The sequence below is a fragment of the Massilia sp. UYP32 genome, from assembly GCF_050434365.1.
Lineage (GTDB): Bacteria > Pseudomonadota > Gammaproteobacteria > Burkholderiales > Burkholderiaceae_D > Telluria > Telluria timonae.
Map to the genome: position 1 here is coordinate 56,944 of NZ_JBNDIK010000027.1, position 23,209 is coordinate 80,152.

At 66.8% G+C, this 23,209-nt stretch carries 16 protein-coding genes; 13 read left to right on the plus strand and 3 right to left on the minus strand.

Going from position 1 to position 23,209, the window contains the following annotated elements:
- Nucleotides 1–23: 23 nt before the first annotated feature.
- Together ABIB42_RS20480 and ABIB42_RS20485 are read left to right on the plus strand one after the other, a co-directional pair.
- Nucleotides 24–1,880 carry a M1 family metallopeptidase gene (locus ABIB42_RS20480; RefSeq protein ID WP_429248907.1) on the plus strand — a complete coding sequence of 619 codons (1,857 nt, stop codon included), beginning with the start codon at nt 24–26 and terminating at the stop codon, nt 1,878–1,880.
- Nucleotides 1,877–3,487: a serine hydrolase gene (locus tag ABIB42_RS20485; RefSeq protein ID WP_429248908.1), complete on the plus strand. Its 1,611-nt coding sequence runs from the start codon at nt 1,877–1,879 to the stop codon at nt 3,485–3,487. Before ABIB42_RS20480 ends, ABIB42_RS20485 begins: the two co-directional genes overlap by 4 nt.
- Nucleotides 3,488–3,535: 48 nt before the next feature.
- Here the strand turns inward: ABIB42_RS20485 and ABIB42_RS20490 are convergent, their stop codons facing one another.
- Both ABIB42_RS20490 and ABIB42_RS20495 read right to left on the minus strand, forming a co-directional pair.
- The gene (locus tag ABIB42_RS20490) at nt 3,536–5,173 is read right to left on the minus strand and encodes a trypsin-like peptidase domain-containing protein (protein WP_429248909.1); all 1,638 of its coding nucleotides are present in this window, start codon (nt 5,171–5,173) and stop codon (nt 3,536–3,538) included.
- 121 nt (nt 5,174–5,294) lie between these two features.
- Nucleotides 5,295–6,080, minus strand: coding sequence for a class I SAM-dependent methyltransferase (locus ABIB42_RS20495; protein WP_429248910.1), 786 nt, complete (start codon nt 6,078–6,080; stop codon nt 5,295–5,297).
- A gap of 329 nt (nt 6,081–6,409) precedes the next feature.
- Between ABIB42_RS20495 and ABIB42_RS20500 the strand changes: the two genes are divergently transcribed.
- The 11 genes from ABIB42_RS20500 to ABIB42_RS20550 all read left to right on the plus strand — a co-directional run bounded on the left by ABIB42_RS20500 (nt 6,410) and on the right by ABIB42_RS20550 (nt 20,624).
- On the plus strand, nt 6,410–8,044 hold the full coding sequence (locus tag ABIB42_RS20500; protein ID WP_005663565.1) for a TldD/PmbA family protein: 1,635 nt from the start codon (nt 6,410–6,412) through the stop codon (nt 8,042–8,044).
- A 13-nt stretch (nt 8,045–8,057) separates the two neighbouring features.
- Nucleotides 8,058–9,392, plus strand: coding sequence for a TldD/PmbA family protein (locus ABIB42_RS20505; RefSeq protein WP_273029615.1), 1,335 nt, complete (start codon nt 8,058–8,060; stop codon nt 9,390–9,392).
- Nucleotides 9,393–9,456: 64 nt separating this feature from the next.
- Complete coding sequence (locus ABIB42_RS20510) at nt 9,457–11,094, plus strand: TldD/PmbA family protein (RefSeq protein WP_005663561.1); 1,638 nt, start codon at nt 9,457–9,459, stop codon at nt 11,092–11,094.
- 10 nt (nt 11,095–11,104) lie between these two features.
- Nucleotides 11,105–12,442, plus strand: coding sequence for a TldD/PmbA family protein (locus ABIB42_RS20515; protein ID WP_005663559.1), 1,338 nt, complete (start codon nt 11,105–11,107; stop codon nt 12,440–12,442).
- Between the two features lie 15 nt (nt 12,443–12,457).
- Complete coding sequence (locus ABIB42_RS20520; protein ID WP_005663557.1) at nt 12,458–13,081, plus strand: DUF4159 domain-containing protein; 624 nt, start codon at nt 12,458–12,460, stop codon at nt 13,079–13,081.
- Between the two features lie 3 nt (nt 13,082–13,084).
- Nucleotides 13,085–14,089, plus strand: a complete 1,005-nt coding sequence (locus ABIB42_RS20525; RefSeq protein WP_005663556.1) for an AAA family ATPase — start codon at nt 13,085–13,087, stop codon at nt 14,087–14,089.
- A 14-nt stretch (nt 14,090–14,103) separates the two neighbouring features.
- Nucleotides 14,104–14,988 (plus strand): DUF58 domain-containing protein, encoded by an 885-nt coding sequence (locus ABIB42_RS20530; RefSeq protein ID WP_005663555.1) that lies wholly within the window; start codon nt 14,104–14,106, stop codon nt 14,986–14,988.
- 3 nt (nt 14,989–14,991) lie between these two features.
- A complete protein-coding gene (locus ABIB42_RS20535) occupies nt 14,992–15,975 on the plus strand; it encodes a BatA domain-containing protein (protein ID WP_005663554.1) in 984 nt (327 codons plus the stop codon).
- On the plus strand, nt 15,959–18,052 hold the full coding sequence (locus ABIB42_RS20540; protein WP_005663553.1) for a hypothetical protein: 2,094 nt from the start codon (nt 15,959–15,961) through the stop codon (nt 18,050–18,052). The genes ABIB42_RS20535 and ABIB42_RS20540 overlap by 17 nt, the downstream gene beginning before the upstream one ends.
- On the plus strand, nt 18,049–19,584 hold the full coding sequence (locus tag ABIB42_RS20545) for a hypothetical protein (RefSeq protein ID WP_429248911.1): 1,536 nt from the start codon (nt 18,049–18,051) through the stop codon (nt 19,582–19,584). Before ABIB42_RS20540 ends, ABIB42_RS20545 begins: the two co-directional genes overlap by 4 nt.
- Before the next feature lie 71 nt (nt 19,585–19,655).
- Nucleotides 19,656–20,624: a cation diffusion facilitator family transporter gene (locus ABIB42_RS20550; RefSeq protein WP_429248912.1), complete on the plus strand. Its 969-nt coding sequence runs from the start codon at nt 19,656–19,658 to the stop codon at nt 20,622–20,624.
- A gap of 16 nt (nt 20,625–20,640) precedes the next feature.
- Here ABIB42_RS20550 and ABIB42_RS20555 read toward each other — a convergent pair whose 3' ends face one another.
- A complete protein-coding gene (locus tag ABIB42_RS20555; RefSeq protein WP_429248913.1) occupies nt 20,641–23,064 on the minus strand; it encodes a TonB-dependent receptor plug domain-containing protein in 2,424 nt (807 codons plus the stop codon).
- Nucleotides 23,065–23,209 lie beyond the last annotated feature (145 nt).

The following is a 23,209-nucleotide window of genomic DNA, read 5'->3' on the forward strand; positions in this document are numbered from 1 at the left end:
GCCGACCTTCCCTGCGAGAGACCATGAACAAAAGTACCCTGCTGCGCGCCAGCACCGCAGCCTTCCTGGGCGCCTGGAGCGCCTACGCCTTCGCACTCGATCCCCTCAGCTACGCCAAATACGACCAGGTCAAGACCACCGCCCTGCACCTGGACCTGAAGGCCGACTTCGCGAAGAAAAGCCTGGACGGCTATGCCGAGCTGACCCTCGACTGGCTGGACAAGAAGGCGACCACGCTCGACCTGGACACGCGCGAGCTGACGATCGCGAAGATCGAGGCGCAGGATGCGAAAGGCGCCTGGCGCCGCGCCGACTACTCGCTCGGCAAGTTCGACGAGGAGAAGGGCCAGCCGCTGCACGTCAAGCTGCCGGGCCAGCAGAAGAAGGTGCGCATCCATTACCGCACCGCGCCGACCGCCACCGCGCTGCAATGGCTGCAGCCGGTGCAGACGATGTCGGGCAAGTATCCGTTCATGTTCAGCCAGTCGCAGGCGATCAATGCCCGCTCCTGGGTGCCGATCCAGGATACGCCGGCGGTGCGCTTCACCTACAGCGCGCGCATCGAGGCGCCCGAAGGCCTGCGCGTGGTGATGAGCGCCGATAACGACATGAAGGCCACCGGCAAGGGAGGCTGGAAGTTCAATATGCCGCAGCCGATTCCGTCCTACCTGCTGGCGATCGGCATCGGCGAGCTCGAGGCGCGCACGCTCGGCGGACGCACCGGCGTCTACGCCGAGCCGCAACGCATCAAGGCCGCCGAGTACGAGCTGGCCGACACCGAGAAGATGGTGGAAGCGGCCGAGAAGCTGTACGGCCCGTATCGCTGGGGACGCTACGACATGCTGGTCCTGCCGCCGTCGTTCCCGATCGGCGGCATGGAAAACCCGCGCCTTACTTTTCTTACCCCGACCATGATCGCGGGCGACCGCAGCCTGGTCGACCTGATCGCCCACGAACTGGCGCACAGCTGGTCGGGCAACCTGGTGACCAACGCCTCATGGAAGCACTGGTGGCTCAACGAAGGCTTCACCACCTACGTCACCACCCGCATCCTGGAAGAGATCTACGGCAAGGAAGTCGCCCTCATGAACCTGCAGCTGGAGCAGGAAGAGGCGCTGGAGATGCTGAAGGACCTGCCGCCGGCGAAGCAGGCGCTGGTCTCGCGCCAGCCGGACACGTCGGCCGAATACTATCCGGACACCTCGCTGGCCTATCCGAAGGGCGCCTGGTTCCTGCACACGCTCGAGCAGCGCGCCGGCCGCGCCGCCTTCGACACCTTCCTGCGCGGCTGGTTCGACGGCCACGCCTTCCAGAGCGTAACCAACGACCAGTTCCTGGACTACCTGCGCAAGAACCTGCTGGCGAAGAATCCGAAGATCATGAGCGAGGCCGAGCTGGACGAGTGGATCTACGGTCCCGGCATCCCGCAAAGCGGCCAACGCGCCGTCTCGCAGCGCCTGGCGCAGCTGAATGCCTCGATCGACGGCTGGATCAAGGGCACGGTCTCGACCGATCAACTGAAGGCCAGGGACTGGAACGCCGCCGAGTGGATGAAGTTCCTGAACGACATCGACAACAAAGCCGATGCGAAAAAGCTGGAAGAACTCGACCGCGCCTACGGCCTGGCCAACACGAAGAACAACGAAGTCGCGTTCCGCTTCTATCGCGCCTCGGTGCACGCCGGCTACCGCGCCGTGCGTCCGCAGCTCGAAGCCTTCCTGATGAGCGTCGGCCGCCAGAAGTTCGTGGTGCCGCTGTACGCCGCGCTGCGCGAGAAACCGGACGACCGCGCCTGGGCCGAAGGCATCTACAAGAAGGCGCGCGAGCGTTACCACCCCGAGACGCAATCGAGCGTCGACAAGGCGATGGGCAAGCAATGATGACCATGAACCGACTCGCCGGCGCGCTGCTGCTCGCGGTGTGCGCGACCGCCGCTGTTGCACAGACCGCCGCCGCGCCAGCCGCCACCGCGGCGGCGCCCGCCTACGACCTGGAAGCCGACGTCAACCGCGTCCTGAAGACCTTCGACGTCCCCGGCATCGCCATCGCGGTGGTCAAGGACGGCAAGGTCGTCGTCACCCAGGGCTTCGGCGTGCGCAAGCTGGGCGACCCGACGCCGGTCGACGGCAAGACCATCTTCGAGATCGCGTCCAACTCCAAGGCCTTCACGGCGGCGGGGCTGGCGATGCTGGTCGACCAGGGCAAGCTGGAATGGGACGACCCGGTCATCAAGCACCTGCCGGACTTTCGCATGTACGATGCATATGTGACGGCCGAGATGACGGTGCGCGACCTGCTCACGCACCGCAGCGGCCTGGGACTCGGCGCCGGTGACCTGATGTGGTGGCCCACCACCACCTTCAGCACCGACGAGATCATCCACAACCTCCGCTACATCAAGCCGGCGACGAGCTTCCGCAACAGCTACGCCTACGACAACCTGCTGTACATCGTGGCCGGCAAGATCATCGCCCGGAAATCCGGCAAGGACTGGGGCGCGACCATGCGCGAGTGGATCCTCGATCCGGTCGGCATGGAGGCCACCACCACCAGCCTGGACCAGCACAAGCCGGGCATGAACGTGTCGGCGCCGCACAGCAAGATCGATGGCAAGGCGGCGGTGGTGAAGCCGATGCCGGTGGCGAACGCGATCGGCGCGGTGGGCATCAACACCAATGCCGAGGACATCGCGCGCTGGATGAACGTGCTGCTCGACCACGGGCGCGTGAAAACGGACGCCGGCGGCAAGGAAGTGCGGCTGTGGTCCGAGAAACAGGCGCGCGAGATGTGGACCGCGCAGACGCCGATGAAGATCAACCAGCCGCGCCCACCGCTGGCGGCGACCAAGCCGAACTTCTTCGCCTATGGCCTGGGCTTCCAGCTGCGCGACTACCAGGGCAAGCTGGTGGCGATGCATGGCGGCGCGCTGCAGGGCTTCTATTCGCGCGTCATGCTGGTGCCGGAAGCGAAGCTGGGCATCGCGATCTTCACCAATGCCGAAAGCGGTCCGTCGCTCAATGCGCTGCAATACCGCCTGCTGGACCAGTACCTGGGCGTGGCGCCGACCGACTGGATCGGCCGCATCGCCGAGGTCGACCGCGAAGCGCGCGAAAAGGAAGCAGCGCGCGTAAAGGGTGAAAGCGCCAGCCGCGCCAAGGCCTCGAAGCCGTCGCTGCCGCTGTGGGACTACGAAGGCGAGTACGAGGACGCCTGGTATGGCAAGGCGACCGTCAAGCGCCAGGGCAGCAAGCTGGTGATGTCGTTCTCGCGCACCCCCGACCTGACCGGCGAGATGGAGCACTTCCAGCACGACACCTTCATCGTGCGCTGGAAGGAACGCAACTTCAATGCCGACGCCTATGCGACCTTCTCGCTGGACCACGACGGCTCGATCGAGCGGATGCGCATGAAGCCGGTATCGACCGAGACCGACTTCAGCTACGACTTCCAGGACCTGCTGTTCACGCCGGTGAAAAAGGCGAAGTAAGAAAAAAAAACGCCCGCATGTTCGCGGGCGTTTTTCGTGGTGGGGAGCTTATTTGCGCTCCCACACCTTCATCATGTCTTCCGACCCCTGCGTCCTGATCCCGTTGTCCGACAGGATGGACTCGGTCGCCGCCAGCGTCGCCTGGCGCGGCAGGATCATGGTTTCGCCGTAGCGCTGGTCGAAGCGCAGCACCACCTGCTCGTCCTTCAGGTCGCGCAGCAGTTCCACCAGGTGGCGCAGGCTGCGCACCTTCTCGCCGTTCACCGACTCGACCACCGAGCCGAAGCGGTTGTTGTAGCCGCTCACCAGCTTGTGCGGGAAGAACGGCGCGCTGATCACCACCAGCTCTTCGCGCTCCGGCGTCGGCGAGTCGCCACGCTGAGTGACCAGCGGGCTGGCGTTGAAGGCGTAGGCGTTCATCCCCGGCGCGCTGCCGGCGACAAAGCTCATGAATTCGCTGGTGGCGCGCGAGAAGGCGATCGGGCCATAGATGAAGTAGGACGGATAGCCGCCGTCCAGGTCCGAGATCAGGAGCGGACGCGGGCCGGTGGCCGGCACCTCGACCTTCATCTGCTTGCCGCCGCGGATGATGGTCATCAAGACCTTGCCGTTCTTCGCCACCTGCTGGATGCGGTACTGGAAGCGCACGCGCAGGTTCGAGTCCAGCTTGACCATGCCCTGGTTGTCGACCGCGTGCTCGCCGATATGGGTGATTACGTCCCACTCCTTCAGCGGCCAGCTGGCGTCGACCCGGTAGGGGCGGTGCACCACCGCGCCTTCGACCGATTTATCCAGCTTGAGGAACTGGCGCAGCGCCGGATTCTCCAGCGTCTGCACGCTGTCGTGCAGCAGCGGCTTGCCGTCGTAGCGGCCGTCGGCGACGTCGCGCAGGAACAGTTCGATTTCCTCGTTGGGGATCACGTAGCCGATATTCTGCGCATTGGCCGCGCCGGCGAAGGCCAGGCCGACCATGCGCTCGCCCGACACCACCGGGCCGCCGCTGTTGCCGGGATTGATCGGGGCGTCGATCTGGATCCGCAGGCCCGAGCTGAAGGCGCCGTAGTTGACGAACTCCACGCGCGAGACGATGCCGGTGGTGGTCGACAGCGAATTGCCGCCGACCGGATAGCCGTAGGCGAACACCTGCTGGCGCACGTCGGGCAGCACGGGCGCCCTCGGCACCGGCGGACGCCTGTCGAAGAAGGACGGGTCTTCCAGTTCCAGCACGGCCAGGTCGATGCCGCGCGCCAGCGCGATCACCCTGGCCGCCACCTTGTCGCCGGACTGGCTGGCCTGCACCTCGACCTGGCTCGCATAGCCGACCACGTGGGCATTGGTCAGGATGCGCTTGCCCTCGATGATGACGCCGGAACCGGTGACCGAGCTTGGGGCCGCCTTGGTCCAGGGTTTATAGGGTTCGGGGCGGCGGATCGTGGCGAAGATCTTCACGACCGAGTTCTCGACCGCGGGCAGGACCGGCGCCGGCACGGCGCTCTTGGCGGCAGGGGGAGCAACTGCGGGAGCGACGGCGGGCGCGACGGCGGGCGCCGTGGCAGGAGCGGGAGCGGGAGCAGGAGCAGGAGCAGGCATGGCCTGGGCCTCGGGCGGCACGGTGTCCTGGGCGTGCGCGGCGCCGCAGGCGCCAAGGAGGAGGGCGGCCAGGCGCAATGTCGGCAGAGTCTTCATGGTTTCCTTCGAATGGACGGTTCAGGATGCATCCAGAAGAATAACCACAGGCGGCGCAAAAGGAAATACGGGAATCGTCGCGAAGGAATACCGGCCCTCCTTCGCGACGTGGCGCTTATGCCTACTGCTTGACGAACTTGAGCGTCATGCGGTCGCTCTCGCCGATGGCGAGGTACTTCTCGCGGTCCTTGTCCTTGTTGGCCAGCACCGGCGGCAGGGTCCACACGCCTTTTTCATGGTCGGCGGTGTCCTTCGGATTGGCGTTCACCTCCGACTTGGCGGCCAGCTTGAAGCCGGCGCGTTCGGCCATGCGGATCACGTATGCCTCGTGCATATAGCCGCTCGAGGCCTTGGCGTCCTGCTCCATCTTCGCCGGCAGGCGGTGCTCGACCACGCCCAGCACGCCGCCCGGCTTCAAGACCTTGTGCGCTTCCTTCAGCACGGTGAGCACGGCGTCGTCGCCATTGCCCAGCCAGTTGTGCAGGTTGCGGAAGGTGACCACCATGTCGACGCTGTTCGGCGCGCCCAGCGCGATGCTGCCCGGTGGCGCGAACTGGACCGGGCTCACCTTGCCGTACACGGCGCCATTGGCCGCCAGCCTGTCGCGGAAGGCCTTGCCGCCGCGGCTCTCGGCGTCCGGCACGGCGCCATACAGCTTGCCCTGGTCGCGCAGGTAGGGCGCCAGGATCTCGGTGTACCAGCCGCCGCCCGGCGACAGCTCGATCACCGTCATGTTCGGCTTGATGCCGAAGAAGGTCAGGGTTTCGTAAGGGTGGCGGTAGGTGTCGCGGGCCTTGCTGGCGGCGGCGCGGTGTTCGCCGGCGATGGCGGATTTCAGGGCGTCGTCCGCGTGCGCGGCGCCGGCAAGGCCGGTTGCCAGCATCGCGGCCAGGATCAGTCGTTTCATCGTGCGAGGTCTCCTTGGTGGGTGGGACGGCAGGCGGTTCGCCGCCGTCAGCCCGAGGATGATCGAACAGGCAACCTCCATAGTCAAGCGTTCGCCGTATATGCATATGCGTGGAATATTCATTGTACTGACAGTGCCTTGCACAGGCAGAGAACATTGCATTGAGGTGGCACAAAGATTGCCTATTCAAAACGTTAAGTCGATGCTATCGTTGAGAGGTTTGCCGCGTGGCACACAGGCAAATCCAAAACAATAGCGATGTACATACAAGAGCGGCGCCGAGCTGTTTGCGGAACCGCTGCCCGGAAGTAGGTCATTCAGGAGAACACATGGAACGCCGTACCTTTCTCAATCTCAGCAGCCTGGCCGCCGCCTCGATGCTGTTGCCATTCGGTCGCGCGATCGCTGCCGAGGAACTGGTCAGCACGATGCCCGTCGCCGCCAAGAAGGCCCTGGCCGACGTCGCGCTGAACGCCGCCACCAAGGCCGGCGCCAGCTACGCCGACGTGCGCATCGGACGCTATCTCAACCAGTTCATCACCACGCGCGACCTGAACGTCGAGAACGTGGCCAATACCGAATCGGCCGGCGTCGGCGTGCGCGTCATCGTGAACGGCGCCTACGGCTTCGCCGCGACCTCGGACATGTCGAACGACGGCATCGCCAACGCGGCGCGCCAGGCGGTGGCGATCGCCAAAGCGAACGCCAGGCTGCAGACCGAACCGGTGCAGCTTGCACCAGTCAAGGGCGTCGGTGAGGTTTCGTGGAGCACGCCGTACACCAAGGACTGGCGCACGGTGCCGATCGCCGAGAAGACCGACATGCTGATCGCCGCCAACAAGGCAGGCATGGAAGGCGGCGCCAACTTCATGCGCACGATGCTGTTCCAGGTGAACCAGCAGAAGTACTTCGCGTCGACCGACGGCTCGTATATCGACCAGGACGTGCATCGCCTGTGGGCGCCGCTGTCGGCCACGGCGGTCGACAAGGCCACCGGCAAGTTCCGCTCGCGCGACGGCCTGAGCTCCCCGGTGGGCAAGGGCTATGAATACTTCGACGCCCGCCCCGAGCACAAGATCAAGGCCGCCGGCGGCGTCGCCACGCTGTACACCGAGACCTACGACATCGTCGAGGACGCGCGCGCCGCGGGCCGCGACGCCAAGCGCAAGCTGACCGCCAAGTCGGTCCAGCCGGGCAAGTACGACCTGATGCTGTCGCCGGAACACCTGTGGCTGACCATCCACGAAAACGTCGGCCACCCGACCGAGCTCGATCGCGTGCTGGGCTACGAGGCCAACTACGCCGGCACCAGCTTCGCCACGGTCGACAAGCTGAAGTCGAAGAGCTTCAAGTACGGCGCCCCGATCGTCAACATCTTCGCCGACAAGACCACCCCGGGTTCGCTGGGCGCGATCGGCTACGACGACGAAGGCGTCAAGACCAAGCGCTGGGACATCATCAAGGACGGCATCCTGGTCAACTTCCAGGCCACGCGCGACCAGGCCCACATCATCGGCGAGAAGGAATCGCACGGCTGCTCGTACGCGGACGGCTGGAACACGGTGCAATTCCAGCGCATGCCGAACGTGTCGCTGGCGCCGGGCAAGGCCAGGCTGACCCCGGACGAGATGGTCAAGGGCATCAAGAAGGGCATCTACATCATCGGCGACGGCTCGTTCTCGATCGACCAGCAGCGCTACAACTCGCAGTTTGGCGGCCAGCTGTTCTTCGAGATCAAGGACGGCAAGATCGGCCAGATGCTGGAAGACGTGGCCTATCAGTCGAACACCCAGGAATTCTGGGGCGGCTGCAGCGCGATCTGCGACGAGCGCGACTGGCGCATGGGCGGCTCCTTCTTCGACGGCAAGGGACAGCCGCCGCAGATCAGCATCGTCTCGCACGGTTCGTCGACCGCGCGCTTCAACGGCATCAACGTGATCAACACCGCTCGCAAGATCGGCTAAGGCAGGGACGCACATGAGCATCTTGACCCAGGAACAAACCAGGAAGATCAGCGATCGCGTGATGTCGCTGACCAAGGCCGACGAGTGCATCGTCAACATCGAAGGCAGCACCATCGGCAACATCCGCTTCGCCCGCAACGCCGTCTCGACCGCCGGCCTGGCCGACGACACCCGCGTGCAGGTGCAGGTCGCATTCGGCAAGAAGCAGGGCACGGCCACCATCAACGAGTTCGACGACAAGTCGATCGAGCGCGCCGTGCGCCGCGCCGAAGACCTGGCGAAGCTGGCGCCGGACAATCCGGAATTCATCCCGGCGATCGCCAAGACCGCCTACAAGCCGTCCGACACCTTCGTGCAGAAGACCGCCGACATCGATCCGGAGTACCGCGCGCAGGCCGCCGCCTACGCGATCGAGGGGTGCCGCAAGCGCGGCCTGGTCTCGGCCGGCTTCTTCACCGACCGCACCAGCTTCGAGACCGTCGCCAACTCGAACGGCCTGTTCGGCCACCAGGTCGCGACCTCGCTCGACTTCACCCTGACCGTGCGCACCGAAGACGGCCGCGGTTCGGGCTGGGTCAAGCGCTCGGCGCGCGACGTCACCAAGTTCGACCCGCGCGAAGCGGCCGAGATCGCGATCGAGAAGGCCTTGCGCTCGGTCGACGCCAAGGCGCTGGAGCCGGGCCGCTACACCGTGATCATGGAGCCGGCGGCGACGTCGGACCTGCTGTCCTTCATGCTGGGCGGCTTCGACGCGCGCCGCGCCGACGAGGGCCGCAGCTTCCTGTCGAAGGCCGGCGGCAAGAACCGGCTGGGCGACAAGCTGTTCGACAGCCAGGTCAACATCTGGTCCGACCCATGGGACAAGGACGTCGCCGTGCTGCCATGGGATAACGACATGCTGCCGCGCGAACGCGTGGAGCTGGTCAAGGACGGCAAGATCAACGCCCTCGACTACTCGCGCTACTGGGCGCAGCAGAAGAAGCAGCGCGCGGTGGGCGCGGCCGGCAACATCATCATGGCCGGCACCAACAAGACCACCGAGGAGCTGATCGCCAACACCAGGAAGGGCGTGCTGGTCACCCGCACCTGGTACATCCGCATGGTGGACCCGCAATCGGTGCTGCTGACCGGCCTGACCCGCGACGGCACCTTCTACGTCGAGAACGGCAAGATCAAGCATCCGATCAAGAACTTCCGTTTCAACGAAAGCCCGGTGACGATGCTGAACAATATCGAAGAGATCGGCAAGCCGGTGGTGATCGGCGCCGACGAAGCGCGCTACTCGATGCTGATCCCGTCGATGAAGATCCGCGACTTCAACTTCACGTCGCTGTCGGACGCCGTTTAACGTAGGGTGGGCGGCTTGTCCGCCCACGCGGATGCCACCCGAGGGCACCGCACCTGGAGAATTCATGGAACGTCGACAATTCCTGCAGATCGGCGCCGGCACTGCCGGCGCCATGCTCATTCCGGTGTTCGGCAACGCGATCGCGGCCGAAGACCTGCTCAAGCCGATGGCGGCAAGCGCCAAGAAGGTCCTGGCCGACACCGCCATGGGCGCGGCCACCCAGGCCGGCGCGTCGTATTGCGACGTGCGCATCGGCCGCTACCTGAACCAGTTCATCGTCACGCGCGACCTGAACGTCGAAAGCATCAACAATACCGAATCGAGCGGCGTGGGCGTGCGCGTGATCGCCGACGGCGCCTACGGCTTCGCCTCGACCAACAGCATGACCGCGGACGGCGTCGCCCAGGCCGCGCGCCAGGCGGTGGCGATCGCCAAGGCCAACGCCAGGCTGCAGATCGAGCCGGTGCGCCTGGCGCCGGTCAAGGGCGTGGGCGAAGTGGCATGGGCCACGCCGATCAAGAAGGATTGGCGCACCCTGCCGGTCAAGGAAAAGGCCGACATGCTGATCGCCGCCAACAAGGCCGGCCTGGATGCGGGCGCGAACTTCATGACCGCCTCGCTGTTCCAGATCAACCAGCAAAAATACTTCGCCTCGACCGACGGCTCCTATATCGACCAGGACGTGCACCGCCTGTGGGCCCCGATCAATGCCACCGCGGTCGACAAGGCCACCGGCAAGTTCCGCTCGCGCGGCGGCCTGGGCGCCCCGGCCTCGATGGGCTATGAATATTTCGACGCGCGTCCCGAAGACAAGGTGCGCGCCGCCGGCGGCGTCACCACGCTGTACACCAAGTCCTACGACATCGTCGAGGATGCGCGCCTGGCCGGCAGGCAGGCGCGCGAGAAGCTCAGCGCCAAGTCGGTCGAGCCGGGCAAGTACGACCTCGTGCTCAGTCCCGAACACTTGTTCCTGACCATCCACGAAAACGTCGGCCACCCGACGGAACTGGACCGCGTGCTCGGTTACGAAGCCAACTATGCCGGCACCAGCTTCGTGGGTCTCGACAAGTGGCAGAGCAAGAAATTCAAGTACGGCGCCGAGCGCGTCAATTTTGTCGCGGACCGCACCACGCCGGGCTCGCTGGGCCTGATCGGCTACGACGACGAGGGCGTGCCGGCCAAGCAGTGGGACATCATCCGCAACGGCGTCCTGGTCAACTACCAGGCCACGCGCGACCAGGCCCACATCATCGGCGAGAAGGAATCGCACGGCTGCTCGTACGCCGACAGCTGGAGCACGGTGCAGTTCCAGCGCATGCCGAACGTTTCGCTGGAGCCGGGCAAGGCGCGCCTGACGCCGGACGAGATGGTCAAGGACGTCAAGAAGGGCATCTATATCCTGGGCCGCGGCTCCTACTCGATCGACCAGCAGCGCTACAACTTCCAGTTCGGCGGCACGCTGTACTACGAGATCAAGAACGGCAAGATCACCGGCCCGCTCGAGGACGTGGCCTACCAGGCGAATACCCAGGAATTCTGGAATGCCTGCTCGGCCATCTGCGACGAGCGCGACTGGCGCATGGGCGGCTCCTTCTTCGACGGCAAGGGCCAGCCGAGCCAGGTGAGCGCGGTGTCGCACGGATCGAGCACCACCCGCTTCAACGGCATCAACGTCATCAATACCGCACGCAAGATCGGATAAGGAGACCAGGATGAAATCCCTGAATCAGGAACAAGCAAAACGTATCACCGATCGCGTGCTGTCGCTGTCGAAAGCCGACGAGTGCACCGTGGGGATCGAAGGCAGCCGCGTCGGCAACGTGCGCTTCGCGCGCAACAGCGTGTCGACCGCCGGCCTGACCGAAGACATGCAGCTGGTCGTGCGCGTGGCCTTCGGCAAGCGCAGCGGCACCGCCGTGATCAACGAATTCGACGACAAGTCGCTGGAAAAGGCCGTGCGCCGCGCCGAGGAACTGGCGAAGCTGGCGCCGGAGAATCCGGAATTCATGCCCGCCATCGCCAAGCAGGAATACCGCGCCACCACCACCTTCGTGCCCAAGACCGCGGCGATCGACCCGGACTTCCGGGCCGAGGTGGCGGCGACCTGCATCGAGCTGGCGCGCAAGAACAAGCTGGTCACCGCCGGCTTCTTCACCGACAGCACCCGTTTCTCGACCATCGCCAACTCGAACGGCGTGTTCGGCCACCAGGACTTCACCGACCTGTCGTTCAGCCTCACCGCGCGCACCGAGGACGGCCGCGGTTCCGGCTGGGTGACCCGCTCGGCGGTCGACGCCGCGCGCTTCGACGCGCGCGAAGCGGCCGAGATCGCGATCGAGAAGGCGCTGCGTTCGGTGGAGGCGCGCGCGCTGGAACCGGGCCGCTACACCGTGATCCTGGAGCCGGCGGCGACCTCGGAAATCCTCGGCAATATGTTCGGCGCCTTCGACGCGCGTTCGGCCGACGAGGGCCGCAGCTTCCTGTCGAAGGCCGGCGGCAAGAACCGCCTGGGCGACAAGCTGTTCGACAGCCAGGTGAACATCTGGGCCGACCCGTGGGACAAGGACGTGCCGGTCGCGCCATGGGACAACGAATCGCTGCTGGCGCGCGAACGCACCGAGCTGGTCAAGGATGGCCGCGTCGCCTCGCTCGACTACTCGCGCTACTGGGCGCAGAAGACCGGCAAGCGCGCCACCGCGGGTCACGGCAATATGATCATGGCGGGCGGCACCAAGTCGCTGGAAGAGCTGATCGAAGGCACCAAGAAGGGCATCGTGGTCACCCGCACCTGGTATATCCGCATGGTCGATCCGCAGTCGCTGCTGCTCACGGGCCTGACCCGCGACGGCACCTTCTACGTCGAGAACGGCAAGATCAAGTACCCGCTCAAGAACTTCCGCTTCAACGAGAGCCCGGTCACGATCCTGAACAATATCGACGAACTGGGCAAGCCGCAGATCATCGGCGGCGACGAAGTGCCGTTCCAGATGGTGCTGCCGCCGATGAAGGTGCGCGACTTCAACTTCACCTCGCTGTCCGACGCGGTCTGACGATCGAGCGTTTACATGGCGAGTTACGACTTCTACTTCACGCGCCTGATGTATGAATCGGGCAACTGGGACGTAGATATCCGCATGCCCAGCAACGTGCTGAACTCCCTGGTGGAGTACACCACGTTGCGGGTGGATACGACCGAGCGCATGGTGGCCCTGTCGGATCCGAAGATGCTGCAGGCGCCGTTCTGCTACCTGGCCGGCCACAAGCTGGTGCAGTTCACCCCGGCGGAACGGAGCAATTTCGAGAAGTACGTGCGCGGCGGCGGCTTCGTCTTCGTGGACGATTGCAACCACGACATCGACGGCCTGTTCGCCAAGTCGTTCGAGGCCGAGATGGCGAAGATCTTCGGGCTGCATGCGCTCAAGAAGATCCCGAACAACCATCCGCTGTACTCGTGCTTCTTCAAGTTCGAGGACGGGCCGCCGACGACGTCGATGGAACTCAATGGCTGGGGCGACGACCTGGTGCACGAGTACCTGAAGGCGATCGAGATCGGGGGGCGTGTGCGCGTGCTGTACTCGAACAAGGACTATGGCTGCGAATGGGATTACGACTTCCGCAACAAGCGTTTCCTCGCGGTCGACAATACCCGCTTCGCGGTGAACATCATTCAATATGCGTTGGGAGCATGACCAGTGTCGCAACAAGATGCAGTAGCGTGGAATGAACAGGATATCGCCGCCCTGACGGCGAAAGTGGGCGCATTGAAGGCCAGCATGGCGCGCGTGATCATCGGCCAGGAAGAGGTGGTCGAACTGCTCGTCACCTGCCTGCTGGCGGGCGGCCACGCGCTGGTCGAAGGCGTGCCGGGGCTGGGCAAGACCCTGCTCGTCAAATCGCTGGCGCAAGCCACCGACATGCAGTTCCGCCGCGTGCAGTTCACGCCCGACCTGATGCCGTCGGATATCGTCGGCACCGAGATCCTGGAAGAAGACGCGAGCACTCGCCAGCGCGTGTTCCGCTTCCAGCCCGGCCCGGTGTTCACCCAGGTGCTGCTGGCCGACGAGATCAACCGCGCCCCGCCCAAGACCCAGTCGGCGCTGCTGGAGGCGATGCAGGAGCGTTCGGTGACCTTCGCCGGCCAGACCCACAAGCTGCCGCGGCCCTTCTTCGTGCTGGCCACGCAGAACCCGATCGAACAGGCCGGCACCTATCCGCTGCCCGAGGCCCAGCTCGACCGCTTCCTGCTGCGCATCGACGTGGTCTATCCGACCGAGGACGAGGAAGTGCTGATGGTCTCGCGCACCACCCATGCCGGCCTGCAGGATGCCGAACCGGTGATGGACGTCGAGACCCTGCTGCGCCTGCAGCAGCTGGTGCGCGACATCGAGATCGGCGACCACCTGGTGCGCTATGCGACGCGCCTGGTGCGCGCCACCCGTCCGAGCGAGACCACGGTCGACGCGGTCAAGAAGCACATCGGCTGGGGCGCCGGCCCACGCGCCGGCCAGGCGCTGGTGCTGGCCTCCAAGGCGCGCGCCCTGATGCAGGGCCGGCTGGCGGTGACCCGCGACGACATCGGGGCCATGCTGCTGCCGGTGCTGGCGCACCGTGTGCTGCGCAACTTCGAGGCCGAGGCCGACGGCATCGCCATCGCCGACGTGCTGCAGGCGCTGCAGAGCGAGATCAAGGTTCCGTAACGGGCGTTCGCTGCATGTCGTTAGCCAATACCGCGCTGATCGCGCACACGCAAAAGCTCGACCTCGTGATCCGCCACGTGCTGGCGGGCCTGGGCCATGGCATCCACGCCGGGCGCGAACGCGGGGCGGGCGTCGAGTTCTCGGAATACCGCGCCTACGTGCCCGGCGACGAGTGGCGCCGCGTCGACTGGAAGCTGGCGGCGCGCGCCGACCGCCACTTCGTGCGCGAGGCCGAGCGCGACAGCCACGTGGCGGTCTGGCTGGTGCTCGACGCCAGCGCCTCGATGGCCGAACCGAGCCGCAGCATCCCCGGCCTCGACAAGCTGGCCTACGCGCGCATGCTGCTCGGCTGCGTCGCCGCGATCGCGCAGCGCCAGGGCGACGCCTTCGGCCTGGTGGTGCTCGGTGGCGGCAAGGTGGCGTTCACGCCGGCCTTGCGCGGACCGCGCCACTTGCAGCGCGTGCTGTCCCAGCTCCAGCGCGCCGAGCCCGATGGCGACCTGCCGGATGCCGCGACCCTGAAGGCGAGCCTGCACTTCGCCCAGTCGCCGAGCGCGATCTATGCGGCCAGCGACCTGCTCGATTGGCCGTCGCCGCTGTCGGTCGCCCTGATTCGCCTGCGCCAGATGCGCCACGACGTGCGCGTGCTGGGACTGCAGACGCAGGCCGAGGTCGACGCCAGCTTTTCCAGCGACCTGGCCTACCGCGATCCGGAACGCGAAGAGGGCGTGTTCCGCTTCGGCGCCGACCTGAAGGAAGGCTACCGCCGCAACCGCGAAGCCCACTTCGACACCCTCACGGCGCAGTGCCGCAAGAACGATATGCCGCTGACCCTGGCCGCGATCGAGCAGTCGCCGATCGAGGTGCTGCGGCGCTGGCTGCGACGTCCGGGAAGGTAACTCATGAATGCACTCTGGTGGCTCGCGCTGCCTGTTCTCATTTTGCCGATCTGGTGGCACCGCAAGAAGCGCGTGCAGAACCAGGCGGCGCCAATGGCGACCGCGCGCTTCCTGCCGCGCACCGAGCCGCGCCAGACCCGGGTCTGGCGCTGGAGCAATCCGCTATTGCTGCTGGTGCGCTGCCTGCTGCTGCTGGCGCTCATTGCCTGGCTGGCCGACCCGGTCTATCCGTGGCGCGGCGATACGGTCGTGGTGACGCAAGGCGCCGACCCCGCATGGGTCGAGCGCGAAGCGACGCAAGCCGGCCTGGCGGACGCCGAGCGCGTCACGCTGCCCGCCGCGCAGGCCCTGGGCTGGGTGCACACGCACGAACGCGAGTGGCGACCGGACGCGCGGCTGCTGGTGCTGGGCGAGGTGCCGATGCCGGCCGCCAGGCCGGCGTTCGGCCGTGCGGTCGAGGTGCGTACCCAGGCCGCCACGCCCGCCAGGGTCGAGCGCCACGTCCACATCGCCAGCGAGCGCGCCGCCGAGTGGCGCCGCATGTTCATCGAGCAGGGAGGGCCAGAGAAAATCATCATCGACGACACGCCGGGCGCCGCGACGTCGCTGATCGTCTGGGACCGCGCCGCAGCCCCGCCAGCCTCGTTGCGCGCGTCGTTGTGGTGGGTGACGAACCCATCCGCCTTCCCCGAACTGGCCAAGGCGCCTGCGCTGGACGGCCTGCGCTACGCCGACAGCGCGCGCGGCCGCCTGTGGCATCATGCCGACTGGCCGCCGCAAGATCCGGACGCCGCCCGCGCGCTGCTCGACGATTGGCAGCAGCTGCACGTCGGCCCGCGTCCATTCATGATGGCGTCGCAGGCATTCACGGCGAACGGCGCCGCCGATGCGCCGGAACCGGGCGGCGCGCTGCGCGGCGTCCTGCTGGCCGTCCTGGCCGCACTCTTCGTACTGGAAAGGAGTCTCACGCATGCACGGAGGCGTTGAGATCACCAAACGGGTATGGCGCGCAGCCCAGCTGCGCCGCCTGCCGCTGTGGATAGGCGGCGCGCTGCCATGGCTGGCGATTCCATCGGGACCGGGCCTGCTGGCCTGGGCCGGCTGGTGCGCGCTGGACTGGGTCAAGCTGCGCCGCCGCGTCACCTTCGAGTGGACCGCTTGGCTGGACGGCGCCGTGCCCGAGATGGAGGATAGCGCGGCCCTGCTCGAGCAGGCCGATTCGCCGATCGCCCGCCTGCAGCAGCAGCGCCTGTTCGACCGCCTGGACGCCGTCATTTCGCCGGCCCAGCTGCGCCGGATCGTCGCGCGCCATGTGTCGAGCGGTTATCCGATCATCCTGGTCAGCGCCGTGCTGGCGGGGATGGTGTGGTATGCCACCACCAGGCCGTCCGATGGCGCGGCCCCTGTGGCGCCGAGCCCGGTCGGCAGCGCGACCGCGGCCACGCTGGCCCAACTCACCATCAAGCTGGCGCCGCCGGCCTATACCGGCATCAAGGCATCCGAATCGGCGCCGCGCGACCTGCAGGCGCCCGAGCAGACCGTGGTCAGCTGGTGCCTGAAGGACGGCACGGCAGGCGACAACAGGATCGAACTGGGCAACGGCCAGGTGCTCGAGCCGGGCAAGGAGTGCGCGCGCTGGACCGCCACCGAATCGGTGGTGTGGCGCTGGCGCGGCCAGCGCCACACGCTGCGCGTCATCCCCGACCAGCCGCCCGAGATCACGATTCTTGCTCCGACCCAGATGATCCAGGACCTGCGCGAGAACGCGACCGGCACTGCGATGGCGATCCGGATCCGCGACGACTACGCGATCCGGCGCGCCACCCTGCACATGACGCTGGCGCGCGGCAGCGGCGAGAACGTCAAGTTCACCGACCGCGAGATGCCGCTGCCGGCATCGAGCGACCCGAAGCGGCGCGACTGGTCGAAGCAATGGTCGCTCGCCGAGCTGGAAATGGAGCCGGGCGACGAGCTGTATTTCTTCGTGCGCGCGACCGACAACGCCGGCCGTCCCCAGACCGTGCAGTCGCCCACCTACACCGTGCGCCGGCCGGCGCCCGAGCAGGAGGCGGAAGAAGAGAGCGCGGCGATGCCGTCGCTGGTCAAGCCGGCGTCGCTGCGCAGCCAGCGCCAGATCATCATCGACACCGAACAACTCATCGCCGACATGCGCGGGACGAAGATCGCGGCCGACGAGGTACGCGACCGCAGCGAACGCATCGCCAACGACCAGGCGCAGCTGCGCCGCCGCTATGGCCAGTTCCTGGGCGAGGAGTCGACGCTGTTCGCCGACAACGCCGGTTCCGGCACCGGCGGCGCGCAAAAGCAGGACGAGCATGACGATCACGAAGGTCATGAGCACGGCCCCGGCGAGCATCCGCAGGAGGAAGGCCACGGCCACGACCACGGCAGCCCGAACACCCGCAAGAGCGCCATCGTGAACCAGACCCAGCACATCCTCGAAACCTATGGCCACGCCCACGACGAGGCCGAGAACGCGACCATGTACGACGAGGGCACCAAGAAGGTGCTGCGCCGCGCGCTGGTCGCGATGTGGGACGCCGAGAAGTCGCTGCGCGCGATCGCGCCCAGGACCGCCTTGCCGCCCGAGCACAAGGCCCTGGAAGCGATCAAGGAGTTGCAGCAGGCCGAACGCATCTACCTGCACAAGACCGCCTTCACCCCGCCGCCGATCAAGGAAGAAAAACGCATGACCGGCGAGATGGCCGGCGCCGCCAGTTACCGCCGCGAACAGGCGGCAGAAGCGTCGCCGCTGCCGGAGGAGCTGCGCGCGCTGGTGGCCTCCCTGTCAGGCGAGGCCGCGCTGCCTGCGCTGTGGATGCGCACCGCCAACGACTGGGTGCGTACGCGCCTGAAGGACGACGAACAGCGCCTGGCCGCCCAGCGCGCGATCCAGGACGTGGCCGACGGCTGCATCGCCTGCCGTCCGGTGCTGCGCGCCTGGCTGCGCACCGGCGCCGGCGAGGGCCAGGTGCTGCTGCAGGCCAGCAGCAAGGTCGAGACCCCGTTTGCACGCCACTGGCGCGAGGCGGGCGCGCCATGAACCAGACCCTGCTCATCGGCCTCATCGCCCTGGCCGGCGTCGTCAGCGCCGCGCTCTACCTGCGCCGCCGCCAGTGGCTGGACGCGCTGCTGGTCGTCGTCGCGGCCACCGCCCTGGGCCTGTTCGCGGCCGACCTGCGCGTGCCCGGCGAGGCCGGCCGCACGCTGGCTATCGACCCGGCCGCGCCGCCGGTATCCCTTGAGGGAGTGAGCTCCCTGCGTCTCGAAGGCGACGGCCTGCGCGCCGCGGCATGGAACGACCTGCCGGCCCTGCCGCTCGCGTGGCAGGCGCCGAAGGGCGGGGCGCTGCGCCTCGACTTCCCGAGCCAGGTGGCCCTGGGCCGCCTGTTCACCCTGACGGTCGAGCGCGAAGACAAAAGTGAAGCGCGCCTGGAACTGCTGGCCGAGAACGGCCAGCCGATCGCGCAGGCGCGCGGCGCGGGCAGTCTGACCGTCGAGTGGATGCCGCCGGTAGCCGAGCGCGTCGTCCTCAAGGCGCGCCTGCTGGACGCGAAGGACAAGGTGGTCGCCGAAGGTCCGGTGCCGTTTACCGTGCACGAGCCGGTCCAGTTGCAGGTCGTGGGCCGCTTCGGCGCGCCGTCGTTCGACCTGCGCGTGCTCAACGACCTGCTGGCCGGCAGCGGCGCGCTGCTCGACTGGCAGGTCACGCTGGGGCGCGACATCACCCGCCTCGAACAGCCGCGCGAAGAGATGACGGCGCCTAACCTGATGGTGATCGACGCCGCCCGCTTCGAGCGCATGGGTGGCGGCGAACGTACCGCGTTGCTCGAGCGCGTGGCCGCCGGCATGCCGCTCCTGGTGCTGGGCGGGAATGCGAACGATCCGGGCGTCTGGTCGCGCACCCTGCAATTGCCGCTGCGCGTGCAGCCGCTGGGAGGCAAGCTGGAGGCGCCATTGGAGATGCCGCTGGCGCCGATGCTGCCGACGGCGCGCGAGGCCGGACCCTGGCTTGGCGCGGACGACATGGTCTGGACCCGCGACTGGAAAAAGGGCCGCATCGCCTGGCTGGGCGTGAGCGAATGGCACCGCCACGCGATCGCCGAACCGCGCAAGCTGGCGCTCTGGTGGCAGGGTGTGCTCGACCGCGTCGGCGTCGAGCGCCGCCAGGAGACCGAATGGCTGGCTGGCGCCGGGATGCCGCTGCCCGGGCAGCGCCTGGAAGTTTGCGCCCGCGGCGTCGAGGGCGAGGTCGCGTTCCCCGAACTGAAGCAGGCCTTGCGCTGGCAAGCCCGCGCCGATCGCACCGACGCTTCCTGCGTCGCGCTGTGGCCGCAGAAGTCCGGCTGGCTGCAGATCGCGGACCGCAAGGCGGGCGCGCATGCCGTCTACGTGTATGCGGAAAACGACTGGCCGCAATGGCAAGCCATGCAAAAACGCGACGCAACGGCGCGTTACGCCACTCGCACGCCGCTTGGCGCCCGGGAAGGGCCGACCCGCCCGATGCCGGCCTGGCCGTTCGCCCTGGCCTTCGCCTCCGCGATGCTGCTGCTATGGTGGCGCGAACGCAGGTAGCGGCAGGTGCGTGGCCGTACGGATCTCCGTAACGCAGTGCTCCATCATGTGCACTCGAACAGGAGAAAAGTATGACTCAAGCAGCACGGGTCGGCGAACGCGGCGCGGCGCCCGAACCGCCGCGCCAGGATTCGCGCAAGGTAATCTACGCGGCCATCGTGGCCAATCTTGGGATTGCCATCGCCAAGTTCATCGTAGCGGGCATCACCGGCAGCGCCGCGATGGTCGCCGAGGGCATCCACTCCGCAGTGGATACCGGCAACGAGCTGCTTCTGCTGCTGGGCGAACGCCGTAGCGCGCGCAAGCCCGACCGCAAGCATCCTTTCGGCTATGGAAAATCCCTGTACTTCTGGGCGCTGATCGTCGCGTTGTCGGTGTTTTCGCTGGGCGGCGGACTGTCGATCTACCACGGCGTCGCGGCGCTGCAGGATCCGCCGCCACTGGAGGACCCGCTATGGAACTATGTGGTCCTGGGCGCCGCCGCCCTGTTCGAGGGCTATAGCTGGAATGTGTCGCGCAAGGCGCTCAACGCGAAGCGCGGTCCCGGCATGACGCTGTGGCAAACGGTCCGCGCCAGCAAGGACGCCTCGATATTTACTGTATTCATCGAGGATTCGGCGGCGCTGCTGGGCATCGCGATCGCTGCGGCCGGCATCGCTGTCGGCCATTATTTGGACAATCCCTACGCCGACCCGGCGGCGTCGATCCTGATCGGGCTGCTGCTGGTGGGGGCGGCCGTCACGCTGGCGCGCGAGACCGGCGGCCTGCTGGTGGGGGAGGGCATCGACGGCGCGCAACTGGAGTCGTTGCGCGCGCTGTTCCTGCGCGAGCCGGCGCTCGAGAGCGTGGCGAGCCTGCGCACCATGCAGCTGGGCCCTGAGGAGGTGCTGCTCGCAGCCTCCGTGCAGTTCCGCCGTGGGCTGCAGATCAGCGAAGTGGAGCAGGCGATCGCCCGCATCGAAACGGCGATCGGCGCCGCCAATCCGGTGGTCCGCCATGTGTATTTCGAGGCGTCCGGACTGCGCTCGGCACTGCGCTGAGCCGAGCGCGCCAGTCTCAGAACGTATAGTCCGCCTTGACGTAGGCCGAGCGCCCATTCATGCCGAACGGGCAGGTCTCCCAGCAGTGCGTGAAGCCCATCTGCGGGAAAGGCGCCGCGCGTTCGGGGTCCCAGCGCGTCGGATAGGTGTCGAACAGGTTGTTCACGCCCGCCGACAGGCTGAGGTTCTTGTTGAAGGCATAGCGGCCGGTCAGGTCGACGATCCACTTCGCCTCCCAGGTCTGCACGAACGGCGCCGTGAACCCTTGCCCCTGCACCTCGCCGAAGTAGTTGGCGCGCGCCGTCACGTTCCACGGTCCGGTGGTGTAGTCGGCCGACACCACGTGGTGCTTGCGCGGCTGGCCGCGTTCGATCAGCGTCACCTGGGCGTCGTCGAACAGCTGGGCGCCGGTGAGCACCGGCGACTGCGAGTGACGGTCGTCGACCTCGGTCTTGTTGAAGCCCAGCTGGCCCGACAGCACCAGGGTCGAGCCTTGGCTGCGGATGGTCTGCTGCGCCACCAGGTCGAAGCCGGTGGTGGTGGTGTCGATCGCATTGGTGAAGAACTGGGCCTGGCCCACGCGCAGCGGATCGAGGATGTTGCGGATCGGGCAGGCGGCCGGCGTCGGGCAGGGGCCGGACTCCGGCGCGATATTGCTGGAGAAGACGATGCGGTCGTCGATCTTGGTGCGGTAGACGTCGGCGGTGAGCGAGAAGCCCTGGCTCGGGCGCAGGATCATGCCGATGCTGGCGCTCTTCGAGGTTTCTTCCTGCAGCGGCGCGATGCCGAAGGCGCGCGTGACGGCGCTGTCTTCGCGCGCGGTCAGGGTCTCGGTCAGCACGCCGGCGGCGTTCAGGTTGGTCGAGACCGAGCTGTAGAACTTCTGCTGCACGCCCGGCGCCCGGAAGCCGGTCGAGGCGCTGCCGCGGATCCCGACCGTGCGGCTTGGGTCCCAGCGCAGGCTCAGTTTGCCGATCGTGGTGTTGCCGAAGTCCGAGTAGCGTTCGTGGCGCGCCGCGGCGCCGAGCGTGACGCTGGCGCCGAACTTGCGCTCGAGGTCCAGGTAGTAGGCGGTGTTGTGGCGGCCCTCGTCGACCGCGGTGCTCGGGGTGTAGCCGGGGAAGCCCTGGATGCCCGAGGCGGCGATGCCGCCGTTCTGGTCGCGGATGATGATGGCCGGATTGTTGTTGCGGCCATACTGGTACGAGACCGGGTCGCCAGCCTCGATTTCGTAGTTGTCGCGCCGCCATTCGAAGCCGGCGGCCACGAACAGCTCGCCGCCCAGCACGTTCACCGGCCCCTTGAAATCGAGGTTGAAGGTGGTCTGCTCGAACTTGAGCGTGCCGGTGTCGGCCGACGTCGGCGATTCGCCGTTCTCGTACCAGTAGCTGACATTGACCGAGTTCCGCTCGTGGAACTTGAGCTGGCTGCGGCCGTGGTTGACGCTGACGTCGGCGTTCCAGCCGTTGGGCAGGTCGTGGCGGTAGCCGACGGCCAGCGAAGCGTCCTGCACGGTGGTCACGATATTCGGCAGGAAGCCGTTCGGATAGAGCTCGGGCACGTTGCGCGAATCCTCGGCCGGGCGGAAGAAGCCGCCCGAATCGCCCTTGCGCCTGGAGGCGCCGCCGAAGGCATACAGTTCGCCGCCGGCGGTCGGGATGGCCGAATTCATCCACAGATAGTAGTCCTTGGCGTTGCTGTCGCCCAGGCGCTGGGTCACGCGCGGCGGGTCGACACGCAGGGTGTCCGGGCCGGCGCGATTGGTTTCGTCGCGCTTCCTGGCCTCGACCGACAGGTTCAGGTAGCCGCCGTCGGCCCCCAGCGCGAAGCCGCGGTTGGCGCTGGCCGAATAGGTGTCGCCATCGCCTTCGTCGGTGGTGCCGGCGCTGGCGCTCAAAGTGCCGTTGCCGGCGCCCTTCTTGAGGATGATGTTGATCACGCCCGCGATCGCGTCCGAGCCGTACTGCGCCGCCGCGCCGTCGCGCAGCACCTCGATCGACTGGATCGCCGACAGCGGGATCGCATTGATGTCGGTGCCGGCCGAACCGCGGCCGATGGTCTGCTGCACGTTGACCAGGGCTTGCTGGTGACGGCGCTTGCCGTTGATGAGCACCAGCAGCTGGTCCGGGCCCAGGCCGCGCAGGGTGGCGGGGCGGATGATGTCGGTGCCGTCGCTCACGAAGGTGCTGGTGAAGTTGAACGAAGGGTCGAGGTCTTGCAGCACCTTGCCCAGCTCGAGCGTGCCGGCGGACTGGATGTCCTTGCTGTTGATGAGGCCCACCGGAACCGCGGTGTCGAGCGCGGTCTTGGCCTGGGTGCGCGAGCCGAGCACCACGACCTGCGACATATTGCTGTCCGTCTCCTGGGCGCTGGCCGGCGCCAGCGCCGCCATCAGTGCCGACGCCAGCAGGGCGCGTTGCGGCAGTGTTTTCTTGTTCAACTTCCTGGTCATCCTCTTCCCCCTGCATTGAGTTTTGTCATGTCATCCGCCTGTCCGGATGTCATTTGATGTTAGCAATGAGATATGTCTGCACACCACGAAGTTATTGAAATAAGTAAATACGAAGGTAAATAGGTAGGGTGGC